Raw genomic sequence first — 23,513 nt, forward strand, 5'->3', positions numbered from 1 at the left:
TGGTCATTTTAAGACTTTGCGGTAGTCTTCTAGTGTCTACGTCTGTTGTGAAAGGACGCCTAGTGGCTGTATACGACAAGAATAATACTGGCGCCGGGGACAAACCCGAAGACAAACTCGACAGCATGGTAGAAGCCGGAGAGAATGTCGCTTCCGCCGATGACGCTGCTGCCAAAGCTGCACAACGCCGCATTGCCGCCCGCGAACGACTCGAAGCGAAGATCGCAGAAGATGCTGCTGCTGAGCGTCGTCGCCGCCGCAATATTGCCCTCATCATCACATCCATTGTGGTGGTCATTGCTCTCATAGTGGCGATCGTCCTCATCGTGAACAAGGTGAAAGACGATAAAGCTCGTGAGGAAGCAGCTGAAGCTGCCAAATGGGCTAGCTGCCAGTGGGGTCCTTCCGAAGAAGTACCTGATCTTGTTAAGGCGTACACCGATCAGAAGAAGCAATTGGAAGATCAGTGGAAGCAGATGCAGTCTCAGCTGGCACAGGAGGACGCTACCCAGCAGGAGGAGACGCGGAAGCAATACAACGAGCGTATTGCCCAAATTGATGCTCAGCTTGCCTACGCTCCGACTGTGAAGAACCTGCTTGACACGAAGAGCCGGAAGGTCGCTGCGCCGGTTAACGGTACTTACCCCCGCACGGGCAAGACCATCACCACACTGAAGACCTCTGCCGGCGACCTGCAGGTAAATCTGATCCACCGGCATGCAGCCTGCAACGATGCTGCTTTCAAGAAGCTTATTGAGGCTAAGTACTTCAACAACACCCCCTGCCACCGCATGACTAATTCGCAAGGCTTTAACGTCATCCAATGTGGTGACCCCACCGGTACCGGTATGGGTGGACCTGGCTTCTACTCTGTTGACGAGCGTCCGGATTACCTTATTACCGCTGCTGGCGAAGAGGCCGGTATGCAGGCACAAACGGTGACCTACCCCAAGGGCACTGTTGCAGTGGCTAATTCTGGCCCCAACACCGGCGGTGGCCAATTCTTCATTGTTCTTGCTGATTCACAGCTTCCCCCGAACTACACTGTTGTTGGCACCGTAGCTACTAAGGACTACCCGGTTCTTGACAAAATTAAGGGTTATGGCGTGACGGTCGCTCCGGGCACTGTCGCTCCTTCTGATGGAAAGGTTACTGACGGTGCTCCCGCGACTCCGGTTGAGATCGAGTCTTGGAGTGTTGTGAAGACCGTTGGTGTTGAACAGCCAAAGAAGAAGGACTAAGGAGGACGCGCTAGCTACCAGCGCAACCCCATAACGTCAGACACAGTACAGGGCGGCAGTACCGAAAGGTACTGCCGCCCTGTACTGTGCACGGTGCATGACACCATCGCTGCAAAGACCGCTCCATCTCAACAAGATGTGCGCGTTCACACGGACGTCACGAGTTTTTCAATGCGCGAGCTACCGCAGTCTCACAAGGCTAGACACTATTGATGCGGTACACGTCATAGACACCTTCCACCTTGCGCACTGAGTTGAGAACAATGCTCAGTCGCTGCGGATCTCCAATTTGGAATGCCCATTTAGAGATTGCGACCCGGTCATCCAGCGTTTGTACCTGCGCGGAAATAACGTCTACTTTCGCTTCAGAGAGCGCTTGCGTCACATCGGAGAGCAGGCCCTGCCGATCAAGGGCTTCCACCTGTATACAGACGAGGAAGACAGCCGCAGAGGCGCTGGCCCACGCAACCTTCACCTCTCGGCTCTTATTACTTGCCAGCAGATGTTGGGCATTAGGGCAGTCTGCACGGTGGACAGACACAGAGCCCGTGCGGGTGATATAGCCGACGATGGCATCTCCCGGCACCGGTGTGCAGCATTTCGATAGTTTTACGCTGATACCAGGTATACCGTCGACCAGTACACCGGCGTCGTCCGTGGTTTTTACGGCGCGATGTGAGGTTCGGAAAGCGGTACGCTCGGTCAGTGTTTCTTCTGCTTCCTCCATGGTCCCAAAAAGTGCAACCAGGCGGCTGACAACGTGCCCTGCTGTAATATTGCCGCTGCCGACAGCGCTATAGAGCGCTGTTGCATCAGCCAAATTCAGGTCTTGAACAAGTTGTGCCATCGAGTCGTTATTCAGCAGACGGTGCAGAGGCAGACCGCCACGTCGAATCTCGCGGGTAATCGCTTCCTTGCCGGCTTCGATATTTTCTTCCCGGCGTTCTTTAGCGAACCATTGACGGATCTTTGTCTTCGCGCGGCCAGAAACAACAAACTGTGTCCAATCTCGGCTCGGTCCTGCACTGGGATCTTTCGAGGTAAACACCTCAATAACGTCACCGTTTTTAAGTTTATTTTCTAGCGGTACGAGTTTCCCATTGACCTTCGCCCCAATGCAGTGGTGGCCTACTTCGGTATGTACCGCGTAGGCGAAGTCAATAGGGGTGGAACCGGCAGGCAAAGTGATAACGTCGCCTTTAGGGGTGAAAACAAAAATCTCTTTCACAGCCAAGTCGTAGCGAAGAGATTCAAGGAACTCGCCTGGGTCGGCGGCCTCTCGCTGCCAGTCAAGGAGCTGACGCATCCACGCCATTCGGTCCAGTTCCCCGGAGTCACCACGGTGACTTCCCTTGGTTTCTTTGTAACGCCAGTGCGCCGCAATGCCATACTCGGCAGTTTGATGCATCTCTTGGGTACGAATTTGTACCTCGAGTGGTTTACCTTCTGGGCCCACAACTGTGGTATGCAGAGATTGGTAAACGCCAAAGCGCGGTTGAGCAATATAGTCTTTGAAGCGGCCTGGCATGGGCTGCCAAAGGGAGTGGATGACACCAACTGCGGCATAACAGTCGCGTACATCATCACAAATAACGCGGACACCTACCAAGTCGTAGATATCGTTAAACTCGCGTCCTCGTACCACCATCTTCTGGTAGATGGACCAATAATGCTTGGGACGCCCATAAACATTTGCTTGAATATTTGAGACTTTGAGTGTGCTTTCAATTTCCTCGATAACCTGTGCTAGGTAGCGCTCACGTGACGGGGCGCGTTCGCTGACGAGCCGCACGATTTCGTCATATTGACGCGGGTAGAGGATGCGGAAGCAGAGATCTTCAAGTTCCCATTTGACTGCGGCCATACCCAGTCGAGCTGCCAAAGGCGCGATAACATCGAGCGTCTGACGTGCCTTTGCGGCTTGCTTCTCAGGGGGGAGGAAACGCATAGTCCGCATATTATGAAGACGATCCGCAACTTTGATGACGAGGACCCGTGGGTCTTGCGCCATTGCGATAATCATTTTTCGGATCGTTTCCGCTTCTGCGGCCGAACCCAATGCCACCCGATCAAGTTTGGTGACACCGTCAACCATAGCAGCGATTTCTTCACCGAAATCAGCAGTCAGTTCTTCCAACGTGTACTCGGTGTCTTCAACTGTGTCGTGCAGTAATGCTGCTGCGAGCGTTGCCGTGTCCATGCCGATTTCAGCAGCGATCGTAGCAACTGCTAGAGGATGCGTAATGTAGGGATCCCCGGACTTCCGGTACACCCCTTCATGAAGGCGCTCTGCGGTGGTATAGGCATGAATCAGAAGATCGACGTCTCCACCCGGATGGAAACCGTGGTGGACAGCAATGAGCGGCTCAAGTGCGGGAGGTATAGTACTGCGATTACCAATCATGCGGCGGGCAAACCGTGCGCGCACACTATGGGAGGAGAATCCTCCCCATTGAGCAGCAGACGGGTTGTCTTTATCGGCCATTGAAACCACCTCCGCCAGTTGCTGATTAAGGGCTAGATGCGCCTTATATTACGCCGTTGTGATGGAGAATACCGGAAGGTCTGCCAGTTTAGATCGCCCGTTCAGTTCTGTGAGCTCAAGAATGGTGGCAAAGCCCGTCACCACTCCCCCAGCTTGTTCAATGAGCTCTAGTGCCGCTTGGGAGGTGCCACCAGTCGCCATCACATCATCGACAATAAAGATACGTTTCCCGGTGATATCCAATCCTTCAGCCGGGATCTCCAGTGCAGCCTCACCGTATTCGAGGCCGTAGTCAACGTGATGGACCGGTGAAGGAAGTTTCCCAGCTTTACGCAGTGCTAAGACTCCTACGTCCTTGAGCACGGCTACTCCGGCAGAAATGAGGAAGCCACGTGCATCTAGTCCTGCAATAATGTCAACTTCTCCTGCCCAGTCCGACATCTGCCGCATAATTCCGTTAAATATCTGGGGATCAGCAAGAACCGGCGTGAGGTCAGCGAAATGAACTCCTTCTTCGGGGAAGTCCGCAACCCAGCGGATGTTGTCTTGGATACGCTGCGCGAGCGTTGTTCCCATAAAAGTGCTCCTTTAAGAATTCCAACGATCCATATTCCAGCCAACACTGGCAGCGGAACGGCCTTGCGTTACTCCTTGTAGACCAGGGCTGACGAATTGCCAGCGTGGCTGTACATATAGAGGAAGGGCGTATCCCATATCCAACAAGTACTGCTGAAGATTGGTCACTGTCTGGGCATAGACTGTGTTGCGATCAATACCGTCTTTTTGAATCGGCATGTCTTCGCCTTGGGTGTTGTTGAGACGAGTCACTCGCACAAACAGTTCCCGTGCGTCACCTTTACGGAAGTCGGGAAGACGATAAGGACTCAGTCCCACCAGGCCACTTGCCACATCGAAGGACCCGCCGGGACCGACCGCTCCGGCCGTTCCAAAAAGGCCTGCCTGTACATTTCCTGATGCGAGTATCTCGCCGGTATATGTTTCTGTTGGGGTGCCTACCACAGTGAACCCGCGGCTCTTACAAGCGTCTCCCATCATCTCAATGACGTGTTTAGCTCGCGATGAGGCTGCAGGGTAAACAATATTGACGCGTTGCTTTCGCGGCAGTTTGCGTAACGTTCCTTGCGTGTCGAGGTGGGTCCACTCGGATACTTGTCGTGCGACGGGATCATTGCCGAGTGGAAGAATTGAGACGGCGGGCCGTCCTAGCACCTCAGGTGTCCCAGCTGCGCTTTGTTTATCTTTGGTGACGAACTCCTGAATGTGGGTACGTGAAACACAGGCAAGGAATGTCCGGCGAACTTGCGGGTCTGCGAAAAGCCCACGCGTCGAGAGCCGAAGTTGCATGATGTTTTCTGAAGAGACCGCGGCACTCGTCGCTCCTTCAGGTGCCGCCGGGTTGTTGTCGTCGTAGGCGATGTCTCCCACCTGCACATCACCATCCGTAATGTGTTGTTTGACGTTCGTACCCGTCGAGTAGATGACGACTCTCCCAATGCGCGCCGGCTGCCCCCACCACTTGTCATTGCGTTCCAGGGTGATGGCGCCCTCTTCATCGATCCCCGTAATCTTGTAGGGGCCAGATGAGACAAACCTGGAGAGATCTAGTGAGGGGCGATCAAAACGCCACCCTTTATTCCAAAACTCAGCAACTCGTGCGAGCCCTTCTGGATTGCTACCTGCCAGAAGCTCACGAAGATCTTTCACTCCCGTCGCTCGAGAGACAATATGCCAGGGCATGATGGTGCCGGCACCAAAAAGCGCCAACCAATCTCGAGGCAACTGGCCTGACTGGAATACAATCTCGGCATGCTTTGACTGCGGGCTGCAGTTGATCGTTCCGATCTCGGATAGTCCAGGCATGGACATCGCATTAAAGGGGCTGCCCTGTTGAGGATGCCGGGCCAACCAACTAAAAAGGACATCATCACAAGTAATTGGTTCCCCGTCGGAGAATTCGGCGCGGTCATTAATATGCATCTCTACCCGGACAGGGGCCCCAAGTTTTACTTGGACTGTACCGAACTCGGTGTCAGCAAGTCTATTGCCAAGCCCGTCAAGGTAGGAGAAACCGATATTGACCCGTGGGAAAGCAGCTAGGCTCCCACCGGTATGGCCTGCGACCGTAGCAGCATTGTAATCGACAACGGGGCCATCTATGGCGTAGCCCACAGCTTCGCTCAGCCCACCCGTTGTACAGCCGGAGAGGCCAATAACAAGTGAGCAGATAGTACCGACGATGCCACAGTGGCGGAGAGCGGTGCTAGCCATTGTGCATAGTCCTAGTGGGCAGCTGCAGCTACTGAATCCGTAGCGGAATCGGTGGTTCGTGCTTCCAGGACGGTCTTATCATGCTCTTGTACTTCGGTACGGAAGCGGTTCTTGGTGTCCACAACAAGCGGAGTGGCAAGGAAGACAGAAGCATATGTACCGGTCACGACACCAACGAGCTGGATCAATGCGAGATCCTGTAGTGTGCCGACACCTAGCATCCACACCGCAACGATCATCAGCGAGATGATGGGCAACACGGAGATGATAGTGGTGTTAATAGAACGCATAATGGTCTGGTTAATAGCCAGATTGGCACCTTCTGCGTAGGTATGCCGTTTGTGGCGAAGTGCAGCATCCGTGTTCTCTTGTACTTTGTCGAACACAACGACGGTGTCGTAGATGGAGAACGCAAGAATAGTAAGAAGACCGATCACTGTGGCAGGGGTGACTTCGAAGCCAATGAGCGAATAGACACCGGCTGTCGTGACAGTGCAGAACACCAATGATGCCAGTGAGGCGAATGCCATATCGCGCTCAAAGCGAACAGCAATGTACAGGCCCACAATAACGAGGAACACGAAGAGAGCCAACAGTGCTTTCTTTGTTACGGTGGATCCCCACGTGTTGGACACCGTGGAGTCACCGATGGCAGTAGCACCAGAATGCCCAGATGCATCTGCGGGCTCGAATGCCTCCCCGAGCTGCATCTTGACCTTCGCAATCTGATCATTGTTCAGGTGACGGGACTGGATCTCCACCATACGCCCGGAGCCTGAGCCGACCACCGCGACATTGGCGGGCTCGAATCCAAGGGTATCGGTGAAAACCTTCTCTACTTGGGCAATATCAACTTTCTCTGCGCCAATCGGCATATTGAGCTTCGATCCGCCGGTGAAGTCCACCCCGAAGGAGAACCCACGAATGATGATGGAAAGAATAGCGACAGCAATGATGACACCACTGACGATGTACCAGTTGCGGCGTTTGCCGACGATGTTAAAGGCGCCGGTACCAGTGTAGAGACGGGTAAGGAGGGAGTGCCGTTGCTGTGCAGGGTCGTTTACAGCACCGTAGGTTTCGTCGAACTGTTCGGCATCGACGTCGATAGGGGCAAGATTCTCTGCCATGTTATTTCTCCTCTCCAGCCGTAGCCTCAGCAACCGGAATAGTATTGCGCTGTTGGACGAGGCGGGCAGCGGCTGCACGACGTTCTGCGGTGATCTCCTGCAGTTTGCCCAAACCGTTGAAGACGGGTTTCGACATGACCTTCAAGTGAGATGCCAAGAGCACAAGCGGGGACGTCACAATGAACACGATCAAGAGGTCGAAGACAGTGGTCAGACCAGTGGTGAAGGCGAAGCCACGCACCTCGCCAACAGCCAGCGTGTAGAGCACGATAGCAGCGATAAAGGTGACAGCGTTGCCAGTGACTATGGTACGGCGCGCCTTTGCCCAGCCACGGGGTACCGCGGAGCGGAACGAGCGCCCCTCACGGATTTCGTCTTTAATTCGCTCGAAGAAGACCACGAAGGAGTCGGCTGTCGTACCGATACCAATGATGAGGCCCGCTACGCCGGAGAGGTCAAGGGTATAGCCAATCCACCGCCCCAGCAGCACAAGGCTGCCGTAGACCATGGCTCCTGTAGCGACGAGAGAAAGCATGGTGACGATTCCCAGTGCTCGGTAAACCACCAGCGCAAAAATGGCGACAAGGATAAGACCGACTAGGCCGGAGATCAGCCCCGCGTTGAGGGAAGCGATACCCAGCGTCGCGGGAATCGTGTCTACCTTGCCACCAGGGGTTCCGTCGGGTGAGGAGAAGTTCAATGGCAGTGCACCGTACTTGAGGTTATTTGCCAGAGAGATGGCCTCAGCCGTGTTGAAGGGGCCAGTGATTTGGGTATTGCCATTCTTGATGGGTTCCTGGATGGTGGGAGCGGACACCACACTGGAGTCCAACACCATGGCGACCTGCTGGCCGTTGTACGTCGTCGTCACCCGCGCCCAGGTATCCACACCTTTACCTTTAAAAGCGAAGGAAACGTAGGTGTGGCCCTGCTGATTGTTGAAGCCACCCTCTACGGTGTCTGCCTTGATGAAGGAACCATCGAGGCGTGGCCCGTTCGGGTTGTTGGGGTTAATGAGTGGGGCTGGGCCCAGAATGTATTTCTGCCCCTGGGAGTCACAGGTAATGAGAGGCCGTGAGGGATCGTCGTTACCAGCAAAACGGTCTGCAGAATGGCAGCTCAATTTGGTGGCATTCTCACGCAAGGTACGCAGTTGTTGGTCCGCTGCGAGCGGTTTACCGTTTTCTCCCTTGAGAGGAGCTTGGCGGAATTCCCGCAGAGCCTCAATTTCGCGTGCGCGGGCTTCAACAGAGGTTTCGTTAGGCCGAGCTTTCACCTTGGGTTGCTCGTCCACCTGGGTGGCATCCGGGCCGAGCGCTTCCATAACCGGGCGAACCACCAGTTTTGCGGTGGTACCAAGGTTACGAGCATCTTCAGCGCTAGTACCAGGAACGGCGATGACGAGATTTTTACCGTCGATCTGAACTTCCGAACCAGACACACCCATGCCGTTGACACGGTTCATAAGGATCGTCTGGGCTTGCTTCAGCTGATCTTCAGACGGGTTACCGGAAGGAGTCAGGGTAACGCGAGTACCACCTTGCAGGTCGATACCGAGTTTCGGTGTCGCTTTGCCATTTCCGGTAAAGAAAATGAGGCAGTACATCAGGATGACGAGAATCGTGAAGACACTCAAAAGAACATACTGAGTGGATTTCTTCGACGATGGCGTCACGGTCGTGCGGTTAGCAGCCACTGTCGTCGGACTCCTTTTAGTGACGTTTCGGCCAGAAAAGCCATTAGCCCTTCTAGATTACGGCCATTCGGCTACTTATCCGAATTCTCGGAGGGAGAGCCATTCGGGCGGTCGTCCTTGCCCTTATCCAAGTCTTCCAGGCCTTCAATGGTGTCAGGAATCTCAGGGGTCTCCGCATCCTTCCATTCCGGAGCGGAAGTGGGCTGTGCGGGGTCAGAAGCACTGTCAGCTGCGTCGATAGTAGCAGCCGCTTCGAGTTCTTCGTCGAGCTCGCTGGGGGAAGCTTCGACCTTGCCACGCACCGAGTTGAGATCCCAGGTGGTGACGATGCCGTCAGCAATCATGAGGTCAATCTTGGTGTCAGATACCTTGACGACAGTACCATAAAGGCCAGCGGTGGTGGACACCTCATCCCCGGGCAGTAGTTCGGTGAGCATATTGTAGCGTTGTTCCATCATCTTCTTCTGCTTGCGACTGCCAAACAGCATGAAGACGATCATCGCAACAACGAGGATAATGAGCATAATTGAACCGGTCATGTGTTCTCCATTCTCAATGGCGCAACGCGCCGAGGTTAGTGGTGTGGAACGGGGTCAAAACGCTTTCGCTCATCTGCCCGTCGTGTTTGCACCATTACAGTGTGCCAGGATTATTGGAAAATAGCCCTGGTTGATTGTCACTTCCGGCCTTTTTACCGACTGGGGACGATGGGGCAGGGGTGAGTCCGAGGTGCTCCCACGCTTGTGGGGTAGCTACGCGCCCGCGCGGTGTACGCGAGAGCATGCCAGCTCTCACGAGGAAAGGCTCACAGACTTCTTCGATGGTGTTCGGCTCCTCCCCCACCGCAACAGCAATGGTGGAAAGACCGACTGGACCGCCGTTATACATGCGGATAATTGCGTCCAAGACGGCGGTGTCGAGACGATCTAGACCTAACTCGTCGACGTCATAAACAGCGAGAGCAGCACGTGCAACTGTACGGTCAATATGGCCTTGCGACCGAACATCGGCATAGTCACGGACCCGTCGCAGAAGACGATTTGCGATGCGCGGTGTACCTCGTGAGCGGGATGCGATCTCCCCTGCTCCACTCGGCACAATGTCGATGTCGAGGATACTGGCTGAGCGGTGAATAATCTCCTCCAGTTGCTCAACATCATAGAAGTCCATGTAGCCGGTGTAACCGAAGCGATCCCGCAATGGACTCGTCAATAAACCTGCTCGGGTCGTGGCTCCTACCAATGTGAATGGTGCCAAGCTGAGGGGAATTGAGGTAGCGCCTGGACCTTTACCCACCATCACGTCGATACGGAAATCCTCCATGGCTTGGTAGAGGATCTCTTCTGCGGGCCGCGAAATGCGATGGATTTCGTCGATGAAGAGAACATCGCCTTCCTGCAGGTTCGAAAGAATTGAGGCGAGATCACCCGGTCTTTCGAGCGCCGGACCGGAGGTACTCCGAAGGGCCGTCCCCATTTCTTTAGCGATAATCATCGCTAACGAGGTTTTCCCAAGACCCGGCGGACCGCTAAAGAGAATATGGTCGGGTACTACTCCCCTGCTTCGAGCGCTGCTGAGTACCAGATCGAGCTGTTCGCGCACTCGTTCTTGGCCAATGAAGGTGGTGAGGTCTGCTGGGCGTAGACTCAGTTCTTCGTTTTCCCCTCGCAATGCTGCACCTGACAACACTCCCTCTGCTGCAGGAGTGTCACCCGCGGAGGAACGAGACGGGACGAAATCGTCCTCGGTGAATTCAATCATGCTCGCCCTCCCAGGTGTAAGAGTGCCTTCCGGAGCACGGTGGCAGCATCCGCATCAGGGGTCGCCTGAAGCACTAATCCAATGGCTTTCTCGGTTTCTCGTTGCGAGAAGCCAAGGCCGGCGAGAGCTTCCGTCACTTCTGTAGCAACATTGGATTGGGTGGGTGCCAATAAAGTTGTGTCTTCGTCTCCACTGATCGTCTCGACCTTGTCCTTTAATTCAACGACCAGGCGTTCGGCGACACGTTTCCCTACCCCTGGTACTTTCTGCAGAGCTGCGGTATCGCTGTGGGACAGTGCTGCACACAGTTCTTGGGGATGGAGGACTGAGAGAATAGACAGCGCCATTCGTGGGCCGATGCCGGAGACTTTCTGTAGCAGCAAGAAGAGTTCCTGCTGATCGGGTTGAGCGAATCCGTAAAGCGTCAAGGAGTCTTCCCGCACGACCAACTCTGTCAGCACAGTGACAGTGCTTCCACGGGTGAATGTTGCCAAAGTATCCGGCGTAGCGAATACTCGGTATCCCACTCCCCCCTCCGTGATGATGACGCTGTCGAGCATAATCCGGTCAACTATACCGGTCAGAGAGGCGATCACTTATGGCTCCTTACTACTCGGCAGCGGATGAACTCCCACGGGGTCAACAAGCGAGGACGTGGATTGCGTCGTCCGCAGTTTCTGTTGCAGGGGATGGCGCCATAGATGACAGATAGCAATAGCTAACGCATCAGCAGCATCCGCAGGACGAGGCTGGTCAACTAACCCTAGGATACGCGTAACCATAGCAGTGACCTGTGACTTATCGGCTCGCCCATTGCCGGATACCGCAGCTTTTACTTCGCTCGGGGTGTAAAAGGTGACGGGAATATCGCGGCGAGCTGCCTCAGTTGCGGCAACTCCCGCCGCCATTGCTGTCCCCGCCGCAGTATTCCGGTTGTGCTGGGTAAACACTCGTTCAATGGCTACTGCCTCGGGGTGGTATCGGTCGAGAACCGCGGCAACACCTTCTGCTACAGCTAGTAGGCGCTGTGCGATATCGATGTCGGCAGGGGTACGAACCACGTCGACGGCAAGAGGTTTGACTGCGGTCCCACCATCACTCCGAACAACGCCAATACCACAACGAGTGAGGCCGGGGTCAATGCCCACAACACAGGTTTGGGTCATGACTTCCGTTCCTCACTCGTCAGGGGGATGGGACGACGGACGTATGTCCTCATCCGTTCAAACAACGAGTTAGTCCTCGTCGTCGTAAAGCTCTGCTGCTACCTCATCCGAGATCTGCATGTTGGTGTACACGTTTTGGACGTCGTCGCTTTCTTCGAGGGCATCGACGAGGCGAACAATCTTCTTGGCACCTTCCAGATCCAGCGGTACCTGCACATCGGCACGGAATTCAGCTTCGGCGGAATCGTAGTCGAGACCGGCATCCTGCACAGCAGTTCGTACCGCAACGAGATCAGAGGAACCGCAGGTAACCTCGAAGGCTTCACCTTGGTCCGCTACTTCTTCGGCACCGGCATCGAGTACCGCCATCAGTACATCATCTTCGCTGATGCCGTCTTTCTTCTCGACGACGACAACGCCAACACGATTAAACAGGTAGCTCACCGAGCCCGCATCGGCCATATTGCCCCCATTCCGGGACATGGCGATACGTACTTCGCCAGCAGCGCGGTTGCGATTGTCGGTGAGGCATTCGATGAGCACAGCGACACCGTTGGGGCCGTAGCCCTCATACATGATGGTTTCCCAGTCTGCACCACCGGCTTCTGCACCGGATCCACGCTTTACGGCACGGTCGATGTTGTCAGCGGGGACAGAGGACTTCTTAGCCTTCTGAATAGCGTCGTAGAGGGTAGGGTTACCGGCGGGGTCACCGCCACCGGTGCGTGCTGCTACTTCGATATTCTTGATGAGCTTGGCGAACATCTTGCCGCGCTTAGCGTCAATGGCAGCCTTTTTGTGTTTAGTCGTCGCCCATTTGGAGTGGCCACTCATGGTGTCACGTCCTTTCCCTTTACGTGGTACACGTGCCTGTCGTCAATCTTCCACAGGCGCTCACGTGTGCCCTGATATTTAAGGTGTTTAGTGAGTTATTTAAAATTTACTGCCTAGCTGCCGAGCATACGGAATTTACGCGGTGCCCTGCACGATTGATAGGAAGTACTGGTGGAAACGTCGATCCTCGACGAGTTCCGGGTGGAAGGAGGTTGCGAGCGCGGCGCCTTGCCGTACCGCCACCGGATTGGTCCTTCCCTGTGCGTCAGTGACGCTGCACAGAACATCCACTCCCTCTCCAACTTCTTCCACCCATGGGGCGCGAATGAAGACAGCGCGGAACGGCTCAGCCCCCAGCGCTGCGATGGGAAGGTCGGTTTCGAATGAGTCAACCTGCCTGCCGAAGGCATTACGCCGCACCGTCATATTCATGGTCCCAAAACTACGTGCATCAGCGCGTGTGTCCAGCACCTCTTTGGCCAAAAGAATCATACCAGCGCACGAACCGTACACGGGAAGACCCTCAGAGAGGAGCTTAGCCATGGGATTCCACATGTCAAAAATGGTGAGGAGCTTACACAGGGTTGTCGATTCACCACCGGGGATGATGAGTCCATCGATACCGTCGAAATCGCGGGCAAGACGCACGCGCCGTACATCCACGCCGCATGCGTGCATTGCGTCAATATGTTCGGTGACGGCACCTTGGACATCCAAGACGCCAATAAGCGGAGCAGTCATCATGCTCTTTTCTCGTCGAAATGGGTAGGCAGGGTGGGTGTTCTCTGCCCAAATAGCGGAAGGGCAGGCAACGTCAGCAGCGAGCACATATACACTCGCAGGACGCCACTTGCCCTGCGCATATGGGGCTAAAGTCGGCCTCGTTGTTGCTACCAGCCGCGGTCAGCAAGTCGGTGGTCGACCGGCAGGTCATCCACATTGATGCCCACCATGGCTTCGCCAAGGTTACGGGAAACGTCGGCCACCACACTGGGGTCGTCGTACATCTTGGTGGCCTTCACAATGGCGGCAGCACGCTTCGCGGGGTCACCGGACTTGAAGATACCGGAGCCAACGAAGACACCATCTGCACCCAGCTGCATCATCATGGCAGCATCGGCGGGAGTGGCAATACCACCAGCGGTGAAAAGGACCACGGGGAGCTTGCCCTTTTCTGCCACATCCTTGACCAACTCGTAGGGGGCCTGCAGTTCTTTAGCAGCAACGTAAAGCTCATCCGGATCCATTGCCTGCAGCTTGCGGATTCCAGCGTTAATGGAGCGAATGTGGGTGACGGCATTCGAGACGTCACCGGTACCTGCTTCACCCTTCGAACGAATCATGGCGGCGCCTTCGGTAATACGGCGAAGAGCCTCACCCAGGTTGGTGGCACCGCACACGAAGGGGACGGTGAAGTTCCACTTATTGATGTGGTTGCTGTAGTCAGCCGGGGTAAGAACTTCGGACTCATCGATGTAGTCGACACCGATAGCTTCCAGGACCTGGGCTTCCACGAAGTGACCAATACGAGCTTTCGCCATCACGGGGATGGTGACGGCTTCCTTAATTCCCTCGATCATGTCCGGATCGGACATGCGAGCGACGCCACCTTGTGCGCGAATGTCGGCAGGAACGCGCTCGAGGGCCATAACGGCAACCGCACCGGCATCTTCGGCAATACGAGCCTGCTCAGGGTTCACAACGTCCATAATGACGCCGCCCTTGACCATCTCGGCCATGCCGCTCTTGACGCGGTAGGTACCCGTCTGATTCTCGTTGGTCACAATGACTCCTAGTCTCTACGCACATATCTCCCCCAGACACACGTGCTAAGGGAATATGCACAACACCATTAAAAGGGGGGTGGGGATAGTAACTATCTCTAACAGCTTAAACCACGTCGGTAAGAGGTGGGTTAATCTTGCTCAGTGTGCATCGAATTCGTCTCCATTGACGCCGATGGCGCTGGTTCTACCGCAAGCTTCTCTGTGTCGAAGGAGGTGGCATCCATCTCCGACCAGGATTCATCAATAATATTGAAGTAGTGCGGCTGCGAGGCATGTCCGGCGAGGCGGAAAAAACGCACCATAGGGGCTGTATGTAAGGCAAGGGCCTCGCTTACCGCATTGTTGTAGAAGCGCCGCGCCAAATTGACGCGCAACGCCGATTCTTGTAGTCCCGCCAAGTCTTCATGGTCGACTTGCGAGAAATCGGAGCGACGCAAGACGAGTGTGAGGTCATTCTCTACCGTTTCCCGATCGCGCAGATCTAAAAGTTGAGGGCATGCAGTCGCTTCCACAATATGGGCAGTATGGCTGATGGTGTTCGCTTCACGGGACATTTCGGCAGCTTCCGCTGTGTCGACATCAAGTTGGGTGGCAGCCCGCCGCATTGCTCTGGCGACCATCCGGGCAGCAAGGGCACGGCGGTCAAGCGTTCCCTCCAGGGCAATGGCGGCCTGTTCACATCGTTTATGTAGGCGATGGAGCCGTTGCGCTGTCAAATAGGCCCAGGTAGCGGTGACAACGATACTGCTTGCCAGGATGCTAATGAGAACGACGGCCCATATCGGTAAAGAAATCACTTGAGTTGTACCTTCCCGGCCCCCAGCGTGACGGTGTCATAAACCGCAAGTACTTGCTGGGCCACAACCGACCAATCATATTGCGCGACAAAACTCGTGGCTCGAACAACTTTGGCGGTCGTTTTCTGAGGCTCCTGCAGTGCGGTAAGAATCGTCTGTGCCAGCGCTGCAGGATCTCCTACTGGGCTGAGCCAGCCTGCTTCTCCTTTATCGAGAACAGCCACAAAAGCGGGAATCTCGCTGGCGACCACCGGAACTCCTGCCGACATAGCCTCAACGAGAACGATGCCAAAGCTTTCGCCGCCCGTATTGGGTGCAACAAAAACACTTGCGGAACGGAGCGCAGCGGCCTTGTCTGCCTCTGACACGTGCCCCAGTAGCGTAAGCGTACCGACATTCTCTGCAACTTTTCGCCGTAGCGTAGCGGCATCACCGTCGCCAACGACCATCAACTCGACATTCGGGTATATAGCATGGACGGCAGGTAGCGCATCCAGCAGAACATCCATTCCCTTGCGCGGCTCGTCGTAGCGCCCAAGGAAAAGTAACACGGGATGGTCTAAGCGTTCGTAACCGGACAGAGGCTGCGCCGTTCGGAATCTCGAGACTCGCACCCCATTAGGGATAAGTACGGCATCACCCCCAATGCCGTCCATCTGCCACCGTCGTGCCATATTAGACACCGCAATTCTGCCGCTGATGCCCTCAAACCGTTTCATCAAAAAGGAGCGGAAAATCCGGACGAGAAGACTCGGTTTACCAGAGGCATGAAAGGTACTAACAAGCGGCCCTTGGGCAAGATAGGTGGCCCACATGGTAAGGCTTGGAGAGGCTGGTTCATGGAGGTGAACCACATCAAAATCCCCCTCTTCGATAAAGGTCCTCACTGCACGCCAGTGGCGGGGAGAGAAGCTCAGCCGGGCTATAGAACCGTTAAAAGGAATGGGGATTGCCCGCCCAGTTAGCGTCACGTAGGCGGGAACGGCATCTTTTTTCACCCCCGGACCAAGCACCTCGACATAGTGGCCGAGCGCAATCATCTCGTCCGCAATTTCCAGAATATGCGCTTGTACACCGCCCGGAACATCGAAAGAGTACGGGCAGATCATGCCGATACGCACGAATTAGCCCTCCTTCTCTTCAGCGGGCTTTTTCACACCTTCTTCGATATGGGCAAGATGACCAGCCGACAGATCTTTCAACCAGAGGGGTTGTAAAAGATGCCAGTCCTCGGGATGCTGAGCAATAGCGTGTTCAAATGCAGTAGCAAGGAGCTGGGTGGTTGCCACCACTCCCCCGCCGGTGTCAACGGGATCTCCCACCTTCATTCCCCAGCCACCCGGGGTATACCAACAGTGAACGGGGCACAGCACAGCACCCGTGTCAGTCGCTAATTTCGCGGGGCCGGCGGGCATACGAGTTCGTTCCCCAAAGAACGTTACTTCCACTCCGCGCGCGCGCAGATCACGTTCACCAAGGAGGCAGATAACACCATTGCGGTTGAGTGTTTCTTTAAGGTGTTGCATCGGCGGCACTGACCCACCAGTCAGTGGAATCACATCAAAGCCGAGGCTTTCCCGGTAGTCAACAAAACGCTGGTAGAGGCTTTCTGGTTTGAGCCGCTCTGCGACAGTACTAAAGGTGCCGACCGCATGGACGAGCCACACACCCGCCATATCCCAGTTACCCGAGTGCGGCAGTGCCAGCACGACACCCTTTCCCTTGGCCAAGCCGTCAGTGATATGGTGTTTCCCTTCAACAGAGGCATCTAGCTGCGGAAAGAGAGTATCCATACGCATGGACGGTAGGCGGAAGGCTTCCCGCCAGTACCGCGCATAGGAGTGGATGGCGGCACGCACAAGTTCGTCGGGGACGTCCTCGGGCCCTGCCACCCCTATCACTCGTGCAAGATTTTTGCGGAGTTGAGTCATAGGTTGGTGTTTGGCGATCACATCGGCAGCCGTGTCAAAAATGCGGCAAGCCAAAGAGTCGGGAAGAGCTTTGACGACCGCCCAGCCTAGCGCGTAGGCCTTATCGGACAGGATCTCCCGTAGTTCAGTCATACGGCTTGGCGGCTGTTCTGCCATGGGGCGTGTCTCCTTGTGCAGAAGTCGGTGACCAGAGCCACTGACTTTCTCAAAAGCTAGTGTTGAACCTCAAAATCTTCACGTGCATGGGGAGCTTTTGACACCAGGTGCAGACGCTGTCCCACGGTGATAATGCTACCGATAGCCAGGATCCACATGGCAGCATTGATGAAGTAGGTCATCCACTGTACACCGAAGTGCAGGCCGATACCGGTGAACCCGATACCGACGAGCACAATGATGAGGCGCTCAGGACGCTCTATCAATCCATTGTTGACCGGGATTCCGGACGCCTCCGCACGAGCCTTGGCATACGAAATGACCTCAGAAAAGACAAGCGTGACAATGGTAGTGATGAGAAGCCAGGTGTCATCAGGGCGATTGTTGATTTCCCACCAGAGAATGGAACCAATCACGGCACCGTCGGCAATCCGATCGAGGGTGGCATCAAGCACTGCACCGTAAGGCGTTCCATGCCCAATCTGACGCGCCATAGCACCATCGATAAGGTCGACAAACACGGTGAGTCCAAGCAGGATAGCGCCGATGGTGACGTGCTCGGTCAGCGCAATGAGCACAACCGCGAGCGTGATATTGAGTACCGTACCGAAGATGGTCATCATATTCGGCGTGACCCCAATCTTGAGAAGTCCGCGGGCGACCGGATTAATAACTTTTGAGATTCCTGGGCGCAGATACTTTCCGATCACTACATCTCCTTATGCCTAATGATCACTTGCGGCAACTTGACGTTCCCATTCTTCTGCCAAGAGACGGCGCGTGTCCTGCAGGGTTTGCGGAAGCACCTTGGTATCAGCGAAGAGGGTGATGAAATTAGCGTCCCCCACCCAGCGTGGAACAACATGTTGGTGGAGGTGGTCTGTTACGGAACCACCTGCACCATTTCCGAGATTGAACCCGATATTGAAAGCATCGGGCTGCGAGACTGCTCGAATCACCCGAATAAGCCGTTGTGTCATCAGAGCTAGTTCCATGGTTTCCGCAGTGGTGAGATCCTCATAATCGGCGACCTGCCGATAAGGAATCACCATGGAATGCCCCGGGTTGTAGGGGTAGAGGTTGAGACACACGAAGCAGAGTTCACCACGGGCCACGATGAGCCCCTCCTCATCACTGCACTTCGGCAGGTAGAGGAAGGGATCGCGGGATTTTGTGCAGGCGTTAGCTGAAGTCTCCGGCTCCTCCACAGGAGCGGCTTCTTCCGTGATGTAGGACATGCGGTAGGGAGCCCACAAACGTTCAAGCTTGTCAGGCGTCCCTAGCCCAGAATCCACATACTCAGGCTTCGGCACGTTGGTCCTCAATCAGCTCAGCAGTTGGTGATTCGTTGCGCTGAGAACGGGCCCATTCGGTGATGAGGTCGATTGCTTCAGCACGTGGCACACCATTGACCTGTGAACCGTCACGGAAGCGGAAGGACACGGCACCTGCTTCCTCATCGCGAGCACCTGCCAACAGCATGAACGGCACTTTTTGGGTGGTGTGCGTACGGATCTTCTTCTGCATGCGGTCGTCACTCAAGTCTACTTCCGCACGAATACCGCGGGAGCCCAACTCGGCAATGACTTCCTGAAGGTACGGGGCAAAGGTGTCAGCGACCGGGATACCCATGACCTGCAGTGGCGCTAACCATACAGGGAAAGCACCGGCATAGTGTTCTGTCAGCACGCCAAAGAATCGCTCGATGGAGCCGAAGAGTGCACGGTGAATCATGACTGGCCGTTGCTTGGTGCCATCGGGTGCGGTGTATTCCAAACCAAAGCGCTCAGGAAGGTTGAAGTCAAGCTGCACTGTCGACATCTGCCACGTACGGCCGATAGCGTCGCGAGCTTGGACGGAGATCTTTGGTCCATAAAACGCTGCACCTGCTGGATCGGGGACAAGTTCGAGGCCAGAGGCTTCTGCAACCCGCTGCAAAGTAGCCGTCGACTTCTCCCAAATCTCATCCGACCCTACGAACTTCTCGGGGTCTTTAGTAGAGAGCTCAAGGTAGAAGTCGTCGAGTCCGTAGTCGCGGAGCAGCGAAATAATGAACGTAAGAACGTCGGTGAGCTCGGCTTCCAGCTGATCTTCGGTGCAGTAAATGTGAGCATCATCCTGGGTGAAACCACGCGCACGGGTGAGCCCGTGAATAACGCCTGATTTTTCGTAGCGGTAGACCGTACCGAACTCGAACAGGCGGAGGGGAAGCTCACGGTAAGAACGCCCACGGGACGCAAAGATGAGGTTGTGCATTGGGCAGTTCATTGGCTTGACATAGTAGTCCTGCCCAGCCTTGCGGACGTCGCCATTTTCGTCCAGTTCCTCATCGAGGTGCATAGGGGGAAACATACCGTCGGAATACCAGTCGAGGTGTCCGGAGGTCTTAAATAGGTCACCTTTGGTGATGTGAGGACTGTATACGAATTGGTAGCCGGCCTCGATGTGGCGTCGACGAGAGTGCTGTTCCATCTCGTTTCGGATAATGCCGCCTTTGGGGTGAAACACCGGGAACCCAGAGCCAATCTCATCGGGGAAGCTGAAAAGGTCCAGTTCTGTCCCCAACCGGCGGTGGTCACGCTTCGCGGCTTCGGCCATTCGATCGAGATACTCATCCATGGCTTCCTGGGATTCCCAGGCGGTGCCGTAGATGCGCTGCAGGTCATCGTTCTTTTGATCGCCACGCCAGTAGGCGGCAGAGGAACGAGTCAGATGGAATGCCGGGATGAACTTAGTGGTCGGGACGTGCGGGCCACGACACATATCACTCCACAACACCTCCCCGGTGCGCGGATTGACATTGTCGTACACCGTAACAGCGCCGTCGCCCAGATCTGCAGATTCGTCACCGGTGAACGTCACACCAGAAGCTTTCTCCCGTAGCAGTTCAAGCTTGTAGGGCTGGTCCGCGAGGAACTCTTCGGCCTCAGCAAGACTGGCAAAAGACCGCTTACGGAACTGCTGCCCCTGTTTGACGATTTTCCGCATAGCTTTCTCGATAGCTTTGAGATCATCCGGGGTGAACGGTTCCGTGACACGGAAGTCGTAGTAGAAACCATTCTCAATGGCAGGTCCGATGCCAAACTTCACATCCGGGAAAAGCTGCTGTACCGCTTGTGCCATCACATGCGCAGCGGAATGCCGAATGATGATGCGGCCATCTTCTGTATTTGCGGGAATTGCGGTGACGGTAGTGTCTGATTCTGCTACCCATCCGAGATCGTGGATAGTGCCGTCGCCTTCCTGAACACCCAGGATCGCGTTAATACCTTTGGTCGGCAGTTCGGTATCCCGCAATGCAGTACCGGCTCGTGTACCGGCAGGGATGGAAAATACAAGATCGGCCGCTGCGAGGGCGGCCTGCTGAGAAGATGAGTCATTCGACACGAGGAAGTGCTCCTTGATTGTGGTGCGGTGCTACATACCTGGTAGCTACCGACGTTGCCTGCTCATCTTAGCGCGAAGATGGAGCAATATTCCACGCAGCAGGACGGCACCCCATTTCTTCCTTCAAATACAAAAAGTGGTCCCAGCTGGGATCGAACCAGCGACCTCCCCGGTGTGAACGGGACGCTCTTCCACTGAGCCATGGGACCGTTTGCTTGCTAAACACTTTCTCGTCAAAGGTGAGAAACGTGCTAACTGCAACGAGAAGAATCTAGCAGACCGCCGCCCAATTTGTCCAAGTGGGCACCGACAGGATGAAAACAAGCAAATCCACCACCGCACCTGGCATCCCCCATTCGCCGTATCCTCACTTTCCCCACGAGCGTCTTAAGACATGCGTAACCACTCTCATAAACAACACGCAACACACCTGTGAACAGGCGATTTTGCAGAGTGCGTAGTTGTCCGCTAATGTAATCGAAGCAAGCTCAAAGAGCGAAACGAGATCTGAAAGGTTCTCAGTTCCGGGCTCACAGGTTGCAATGCGGATGTAGCGCAGTTGGTAGCGCATCACCTTGCCAAGGTGAGGGTCGCGGGTTCGAATCCCGTCATCCGCTCCATGGTGGAAACACCTGCGGTGGAGTGGCCGAGTGGCGAGGCAACGGCCTGCAAAGCCGTGCACACGGGTTCGATTCCCGTCTCCACCTCTCTTGTTTAGAACTTGCGCGATTAGCTCAGCGGGAGAGCGCTTCCCTGACACGGAAGAGGTCACTGGTTCGATCCCAGTATCGCGCACCAACTAATATGGCGGCCATTCGGCCGCCATATTACTATTTTGTCTCATCACCTGGAATATCCCAGCGGGCCCCATCTGACCACGACTCGCTAAGGACACCATAGCAGTGTCCTTTACACTAAATCTATGACTGAACTGTCCCCTGCTTCTTTCCGTGTTCGCCCAGCCTACGATGCTGACATTCCCGCGCTGCGCGAATTGGCCTGTGCGACATTTCCGATGGCCTGCCCCAGCTCGGTCACCGCGGAAGATATTACCGAGCATTGTAACTACCAGTTCAATGAGGAACGACTACGCGGGCATCTCACCAACCTTGCGCACTACCTTGCGGTTGCGGAAGATACAGAATCCGAACATCTGCTAGGGTACCTGCTCTTAATAGCAGGGGCAGAAATGGACCCCGTGGCCTATGAAAAACTTCGCGTTCGTCCCTCTCTCGGCGTCGACAAGCTCTACGTCCGCGCGGAGCACCACGGTTCAAGGATTTCCGATGCCCTCATGAACCATGCTGTTGAACAAGCTGTTAACTGTGGTTACTCGAGTCTCTGGCTTGGAACAAATGCCGAGAACAAGCGGGCTCTTCGATTTTATAAAAAACAAGGTTTTGAGATTGTTGGGCCACGCATCTACTACGTTGGGACTACCCGCAACGATGACGTCGTCCTGGAGAAACTCCTCGTAGATGCACCGCATACCTAAAAGCTGGCACTACACTGCTATACGACAGTGTCGAGTGATACATCGTCCGCTACCATCTCACTGCAAGGATAAGGAATGGCATTACCTGCGTCCCTCTCAGCCGCTAAGGAATGGGACAAAGATTCCCTTAATAGGGTGTTAACTGTGGTGTTCTGGCCGCTGGCAGTGCTGGTCATGGTGCACAAAGTCTTCATACAAGCGGTCAACGGCTACGTCACTAACGACTTTGCACCGGTGTACGCCGCGGTGACAAAGTTTCTCGCCGGACAGCCCGTCTACACAGATAATTACAGCTTCACCAACCCTCATTACCTCTATGCTCCCTCGGGGAGCTTGTTGTTGAGCCCCTTTGGTCTCATCGGTAATGAAACTCTGAGCCGCTGGCTCTTCATTGGATGTAATGCGGTCTGTATCGTGCTGGCCACTATGCTGCTCGTCAAAATGTTTGACTACAGTCTTCGTGGTTGCGCTCTCCCCTTAGTACTGTTTTTCAGCTTTCTCTCCGAAGGCGTCACCAACACGCTGGTGTTCAGCAATATCAACGGCGTGGTTTATCTGTGTGAAGTTGGATTCCTTTACCTGCTGATGCGGAATAAAAACATGTGGGCGGGGGTGCCTCTCGGACTCTCCTTGGCCATCAAACCGATGTTGGCACCACTGCTGCTCCTCCCACTACTTCTGAAACGATGGCAGCCTTTTATGGCTGCGCTCTTCATCCCCATTCTTCTCAATGCTATTGGGTGGGTTCTGGCCGCTGACCCCACCGTGTACTGGACGCGAACATTCGGCTACTTAGGAGAAGTACGGGACTACTACAACAATGCCATTGCGGGTTGGCTCGCCTATTGGGGTGCCCCTGAGCCCCTCGTGTGGATAGTCCGCTGTGCTGTCATTCTTCTTGGTTTGGCAACAATTATTCTGTTGCAGCCTTACCGCAGTATCGACCTACGTCTATGGCTGACTACCACAGCAGGAGCTGCACTGCTCATTGCGTTTTTGGGGGGCGCGCTCGGCCAACGCTACTACTCCATTATGCTTATCCCGATGGTTATGACGATCGTCAGCAAAGCGAGTTTCCTCCGAAACTGGCCAGCATGGGTGGCGATCTATTTGGTACTGGAGGGATCCAGTTGGTACTCCACACGCTGGTACATCTACGGACGCTGGATTGAGTACAGTCGTGCAACTATCGGATGGCTGCTACTGCTCATCATCATCTTTGTGGTCGGGCTTTGGCGCTACCTGGCAGCGCAGAAAACGCACGACCCACACTATCCATTGGGGCGCGTCGCATTTTTCTGAGGCAAACTCCTGCCTAAACTCACTCAGACTCGGCGCGTCAGCTGGGATTCTCCCGC

Annotated in this window: 20 protein-coding genes, 4 tRNA genes and 1 pseudogene; 6 read left to right on the top strand and 19 right to left on the bottom strand. The window is 55.1% G+C overall.

Translation table 11 applies throughout. The annotated features are described in order from the left end of the window. The first annotated feature begins 62 nt into the window (after positions 1-62). On the top strand, positions 63-1,241 hold the full coding sequence (locus IY73_RS00525; RefSeq protein ID WP_053961346.1) for a peptidylprolyl isomerase: 1,179 nt from the start codon (positions 63-65) through the stop codon (positions 1,239-1,241). Positions 1,242-1,440: 199 nt separating this feature from the next. Here the strand turns inward: IY73_RS00525 and IY73_RS00530 are convergent, their stop codons facing one another. The 19 genes and pseudogenes from IY73_RS00530 to IY73_RS00620 form a co-directional block, all read right to left on the bottom strand. Then, on the bottom strand, positions 1,441-3,726 hold the full coding sequence (locus IY73_RS00530; RefSeq protein WP_053961347.1) for a RelA/SpoT family protein: 2,286 nt from the start codon (positions 3,724-3,726) through the stop codon (positions 1,441-1,443). A 48-nt stretch (positions 3,727-3,774) separates the two neighbouring features. After that, on the bottom strand, positions 3,775-4,302 hold the full coding sequence (locus tag IY73_RS00535; protein WP_053961348.1) for an adenine phosphoribosyltransferase: 528 nt from the start codon (positions 4,300-4,302) through the stop codon (positions 3,775-3,777). Positions 4,303-4,314: 12 nt separating this feature from the next. After that, a complete protein-coding gene (locus IY73_RS00540) occupies positions 4,315-6,015 on the bottom strand; it encodes an ABC transporter substrate-binding protein (RefSeq protein WP_053978652.1) in 1,701 nt (566 codons plus the stop codon). A gap of 119 nt (positions 6,016-6,134) precedes the next feature. Further along, a pseudogene (secF, locus tag IY73_RS00545) lies at positions 6,135-7,049 on the bottom strand (protein translocase subunit SecF); the annotation flags it as partial. Between the two features lie 97 nt (positions 7,050-7,146). Next, the gene (gene secD, locus IY73_RS00550; RefSeq protein WP_063665712.1) at positions 7,147-8,841 is read right to left on the bottom strand and encodes a protein translocase subunit SecD; all 1,695 of its coding nucleotides are present in this window, start codon (positions 8,839-8,841) and stop codon (positions 7,147-7,149) included. A gap of 71 nt (positions 8,842-8,912) precedes the next feature. After that, a complete protein-coding gene (yajC, locus tag IY73_RS00555; RefSeq protein WP_053978653.1) occupies positions 8,913-9,380 on the bottom strand; it encodes a preprotein translocase subunit YajC in 468 nt (155 codons plus the stop codon). A 94-nt stretch (positions 9,381-9,474) separates the two neighbouring features. Continuing rightward, entirely contained in the window at positions 9,475-10,602 is a 1,128-nt protein-coding gene (ruvB, locus tag IY73_RS00560) for a Holliday junction branch migration DNA helicase RuvB (protein ID WP_063665713.1), read from the bottom strand. Continuing rightward, positions 10,599-11,198 (bottom strand): Holliday junction branch migration protein RuvA, encoded by a 600-nt coding sequence (gene ruvA / locus IY73_RS00565; protein WP_053961352.1) that lies wholly within the window; start codon positions 11,196-11,198, stop codon positions 10,599-10,601. The genes ruvB and ruvA overlap by 4 nt, the downstream gene beginning before the upstream one ends. Continuing rightward, a complete protein-coding gene (ruvC, locus tag IY73_RS00570) occupies positions 11,199-11,768 on the bottom strand; it encodes a crossover junction endodeoxyribonuclease RuvC (RefSeq protein WP_053961353.1) in 570 nt (189 codons plus the stop codon). It abuts the gene before it with no gap. Positions 11,769-11,837: 69 nt separating this feature from the next. Continuing rightward, positions 11,838-12,602 (bottom strand): YebC/PmpR family DNA-binding transcriptional regulator, encoded by a 765-nt coding sequence (locus tag IY73_RS00575; protein ID WP_053978654.1) that lies wholly within the window; start codon positions 12,600-12,602, stop codon positions 11,838-11,840. 135 nt (positions 12,603-12,737) lie between these two features. Next, complete coding sequence (pdxT, locus tag IY73_RS00580) at positions 12,738-13,343, bottom strand: pyridoxal 5'-phosphate synthase glutaminase subunit PdxT (protein ID WP_053979177.1); 606 nt, start codon at positions 13,341-13,343, stop codon at positions 12,738-12,740. A gap of 149 nt (positions 13,344-13,492) precedes the next feature. Beyond that, positions 13,493-14,386, bottom strand: coding sequence for a pyridoxal 5'-phosphate synthase lyase subunit PdxS (gene pdxS / locus IY73_RS00585; protein WP_053961355.1), 894 nt, complete (start codon positions 14,384-14,386; stop codon positions 13,493-13,495). Positions 14,387-14,517: 131 nt separating this feature from the next. Next, positions 14,518-15,186, bottom strand: coding sequence for a hypothetical protein (locus IY73_RS00590; RefSeq protein WP_053978655.1), 669 nt, complete (start codon positions 15,184-15,186; stop codon positions 14,518-14,520). After that, positions 15,183-16,307 (bottom strand): glycosyltransferase family 4 protein, encoded by a 1,125-nt coding sequence (locus tag IY73_RS00595; RefSeq protein WP_053978656.1) that lies wholly within the window; start codon positions 16,305-16,307, stop codon positions 15,183-15,185. The genes IY73_RS00590 and IY73_RS00595 overlap by 4 nt, the downstream gene beginning before the upstream one ends. A 3-nt stretch (positions 16,308-16,310) precedes the next feature. Next, positions 16,311-17,249: a phosphatidylinositol mannoside acyltransferase gene (locus tag IY73_RS00600; RefSeq protein WP_053979178.1), complete on the bottom strand. Its 939-nt coding sequence runs from the start codon at positions 17,247-17,249 to the stop codon at positions 16,311-16,313. A gap of 80 nt (positions 17,250-17,329) precedes the next feature. Further along, positions 17,330-17,983 carry a phosphatidylinositol phosphate synthase gene (pgsA, locus tag IY73_RS00605; protein ID WP_053978657.1) on the bottom strand — a complete coding sequence of 218 codons (654 nt, stop codon included), beginning with the start codon at positions 17,981-17,983 and terminating at the stop codon, positions 17,330-17,332. A gap of 15 nt (positions 17,984-17,998) precedes the next feature. Then, positions 17,999-18,511: an HIT family protein gene (locus tag IY73_RS00610; RefSeq protein WP_082345557.1), complete on the bottom strand. Its 513-nt coding sequence runs from the start codon at positions 18,509-18,511 to the stop codon at positions 17,999-18,001. Between the two features lie 61 nt (positions 18,512-18,572). Then, the gene (gene thrS / locus IY73_RS00615) at positions 18,573-20,600 is read right to left on the bottom strand and encodes a threonine--tRNA ligase (RefSeq protein WP_082345559.1); all 2,028 of its coding nucleotides are present in this window, start codon (positions 20,598-20,600) and stop codon (positions 18,573-18,575) included. A gap of 197 nt (positions 20,601-20,797) precedes the next feature. Next, positions 20,798-20,869 (bottom strand) — tRNA-Val (locus IY73_RS00620). A 335-nt stretch (positions 20,870-21,204) separates the two neighbouring features. Between IY73_RS00620 and IY73_RS00625 the strand changes: the two genes are divergently transcribed. The 5 genes from IY73_RS00625 to IY73_RS00645 all read left to right on the top strand — a co-directional run bounded on the left by IY73_RS00625 (position 21,205) and on the right by IY73_RS00645 (position 23,457). After that, a tRNA-Gly gene (locus tag IY73_RS00625) sits at positions 21,205-21,280 on the top strand. Positions 21,281-21,296: 16 nt separating this feature from the next. Beyond that, positions 21,297-21,367, top strand: a tRNA-Cys gene (locus tag IY73_RS00630). Between the two features lie 16 nt (positions 21,368-21,383). Beyond that, a tRNA-Val gene (locus IY73_RS00635) sits at positions 21,384-21,458 on the top strand. A 124-nt stretch (positions 21,459-21,582) separates the two neighbouring features. Then, positions 21,583-22,155, top strand: a complete 573-nt coding sequence (locus tag IY73_RS00640) for a GNAT family N-acetyltransferase (protein WP_053978658.1) — start codon at positions 21,583-21,585, stop codon at positions 22,153-22,155. Between the two features lie 75 nt (positions 22,156-22,230). Beyond that, a complete protein-coding gene (locus IY73_RS00645; RefSeq protein ID WP_053978659.1) occupies positions 22,231-23,457 on the top strand; it encodes a glycosyltransferase family 87 protein in 1,227 nt (408 codons plus the stop codon). Positions 23,458-23,513: the final 56 nt, after the last annotated feature.

Origin of the sequence: Lawsonella clevelandensis, assembly GCF_001293125.1 — a bacterium.
Classification (GTDB): Bacteria; Actinomycetota; Actinomycetes; order Mycobacteriales; family Mycobacteriaceae; genus Lawsonella; species Lawsonella clevelandensis.

Coding starts and splice junctions, on each gene's coding strand:
- IY73_RS00535 (WP_053961348.1), bottom strand. CDS start 4,302: ATGGGAACAACGCTCGCGCAGCGTATCCAAGACAACATCCGCTGGGTT.
- yajC (WP_053978653.1), bottom strand. CDS start 9,380: ATGACCGGTTCAATTATGCTCATTATCCTCGTTGTTGCGATGATCGTC.
- IY73_RS00540 (WP_053978652.1), bottom strand. CDS start 6,015: ATGGCTAGCACCGCTCTCCGCCACTGTGGCATCGTCGGTACTATCTGC.
- IY73_RS00645 (WP_053978659.1), top strand. CDS start 22,231: ATGGCATTACCTGCGTCCCTCTCAGCCGCTAAGGAATGGGACAAAGAT.
- ruvB (WP_063665713.1), bottom strand. CDS start 10,602: ATGATTGAATTCACCGAGGACGATTTCGTCCCGTCTCGTTCCTCCGCG.
- IY73_RS00610 (WP_082345557.1), bottom strand. CDS start 18,511: ATGTCCTACATCACGGAAGAAGCCGCTCCTGTGGAGGAGCCGGAGACT.
- IY73_RS00575 (WP_053978654.1), bottom strand. CDS start 12,602: ATGAGTGGCCACTCCAAATGGGCGACGACTAAACACAAAAAGGCTGCC.
- IY73_RS00640 (WP_053978658.1), top strand. CDS start 21,583: ATGACTGAACTGTCCCCTGCTTCTTTCCGTGTTCGCCCAGCCTACGAT.
- pdxT (WP_053979177.1), bottom strand. CDS start 13,343: ATGACTGCTCCGCTTATTGGCGTCTTGGATGTCCAAGGTGCCGTCACC.
- ruvC (WP_053961353.1), bottom strand. CDS start 11,768: ATGACCCAAACCTGTGTTGTGGGCATTGACCCCGGCCTCACTCGTTGT.
- IY73_RS00530 (WP_053961347.1), bottom strand. CDS start 3,726: ATGGCCGATAAAGACAACCCGTCTGCTGCTCAATGGGGAGGATTCTCC.
- IY73_RS00600 (WP_053979178.1), bottom strand. CDS start 17,249: ATGACTGAACTACGGGAGATCCTGTCCGATAAGGCCTACGCGCTAGGC.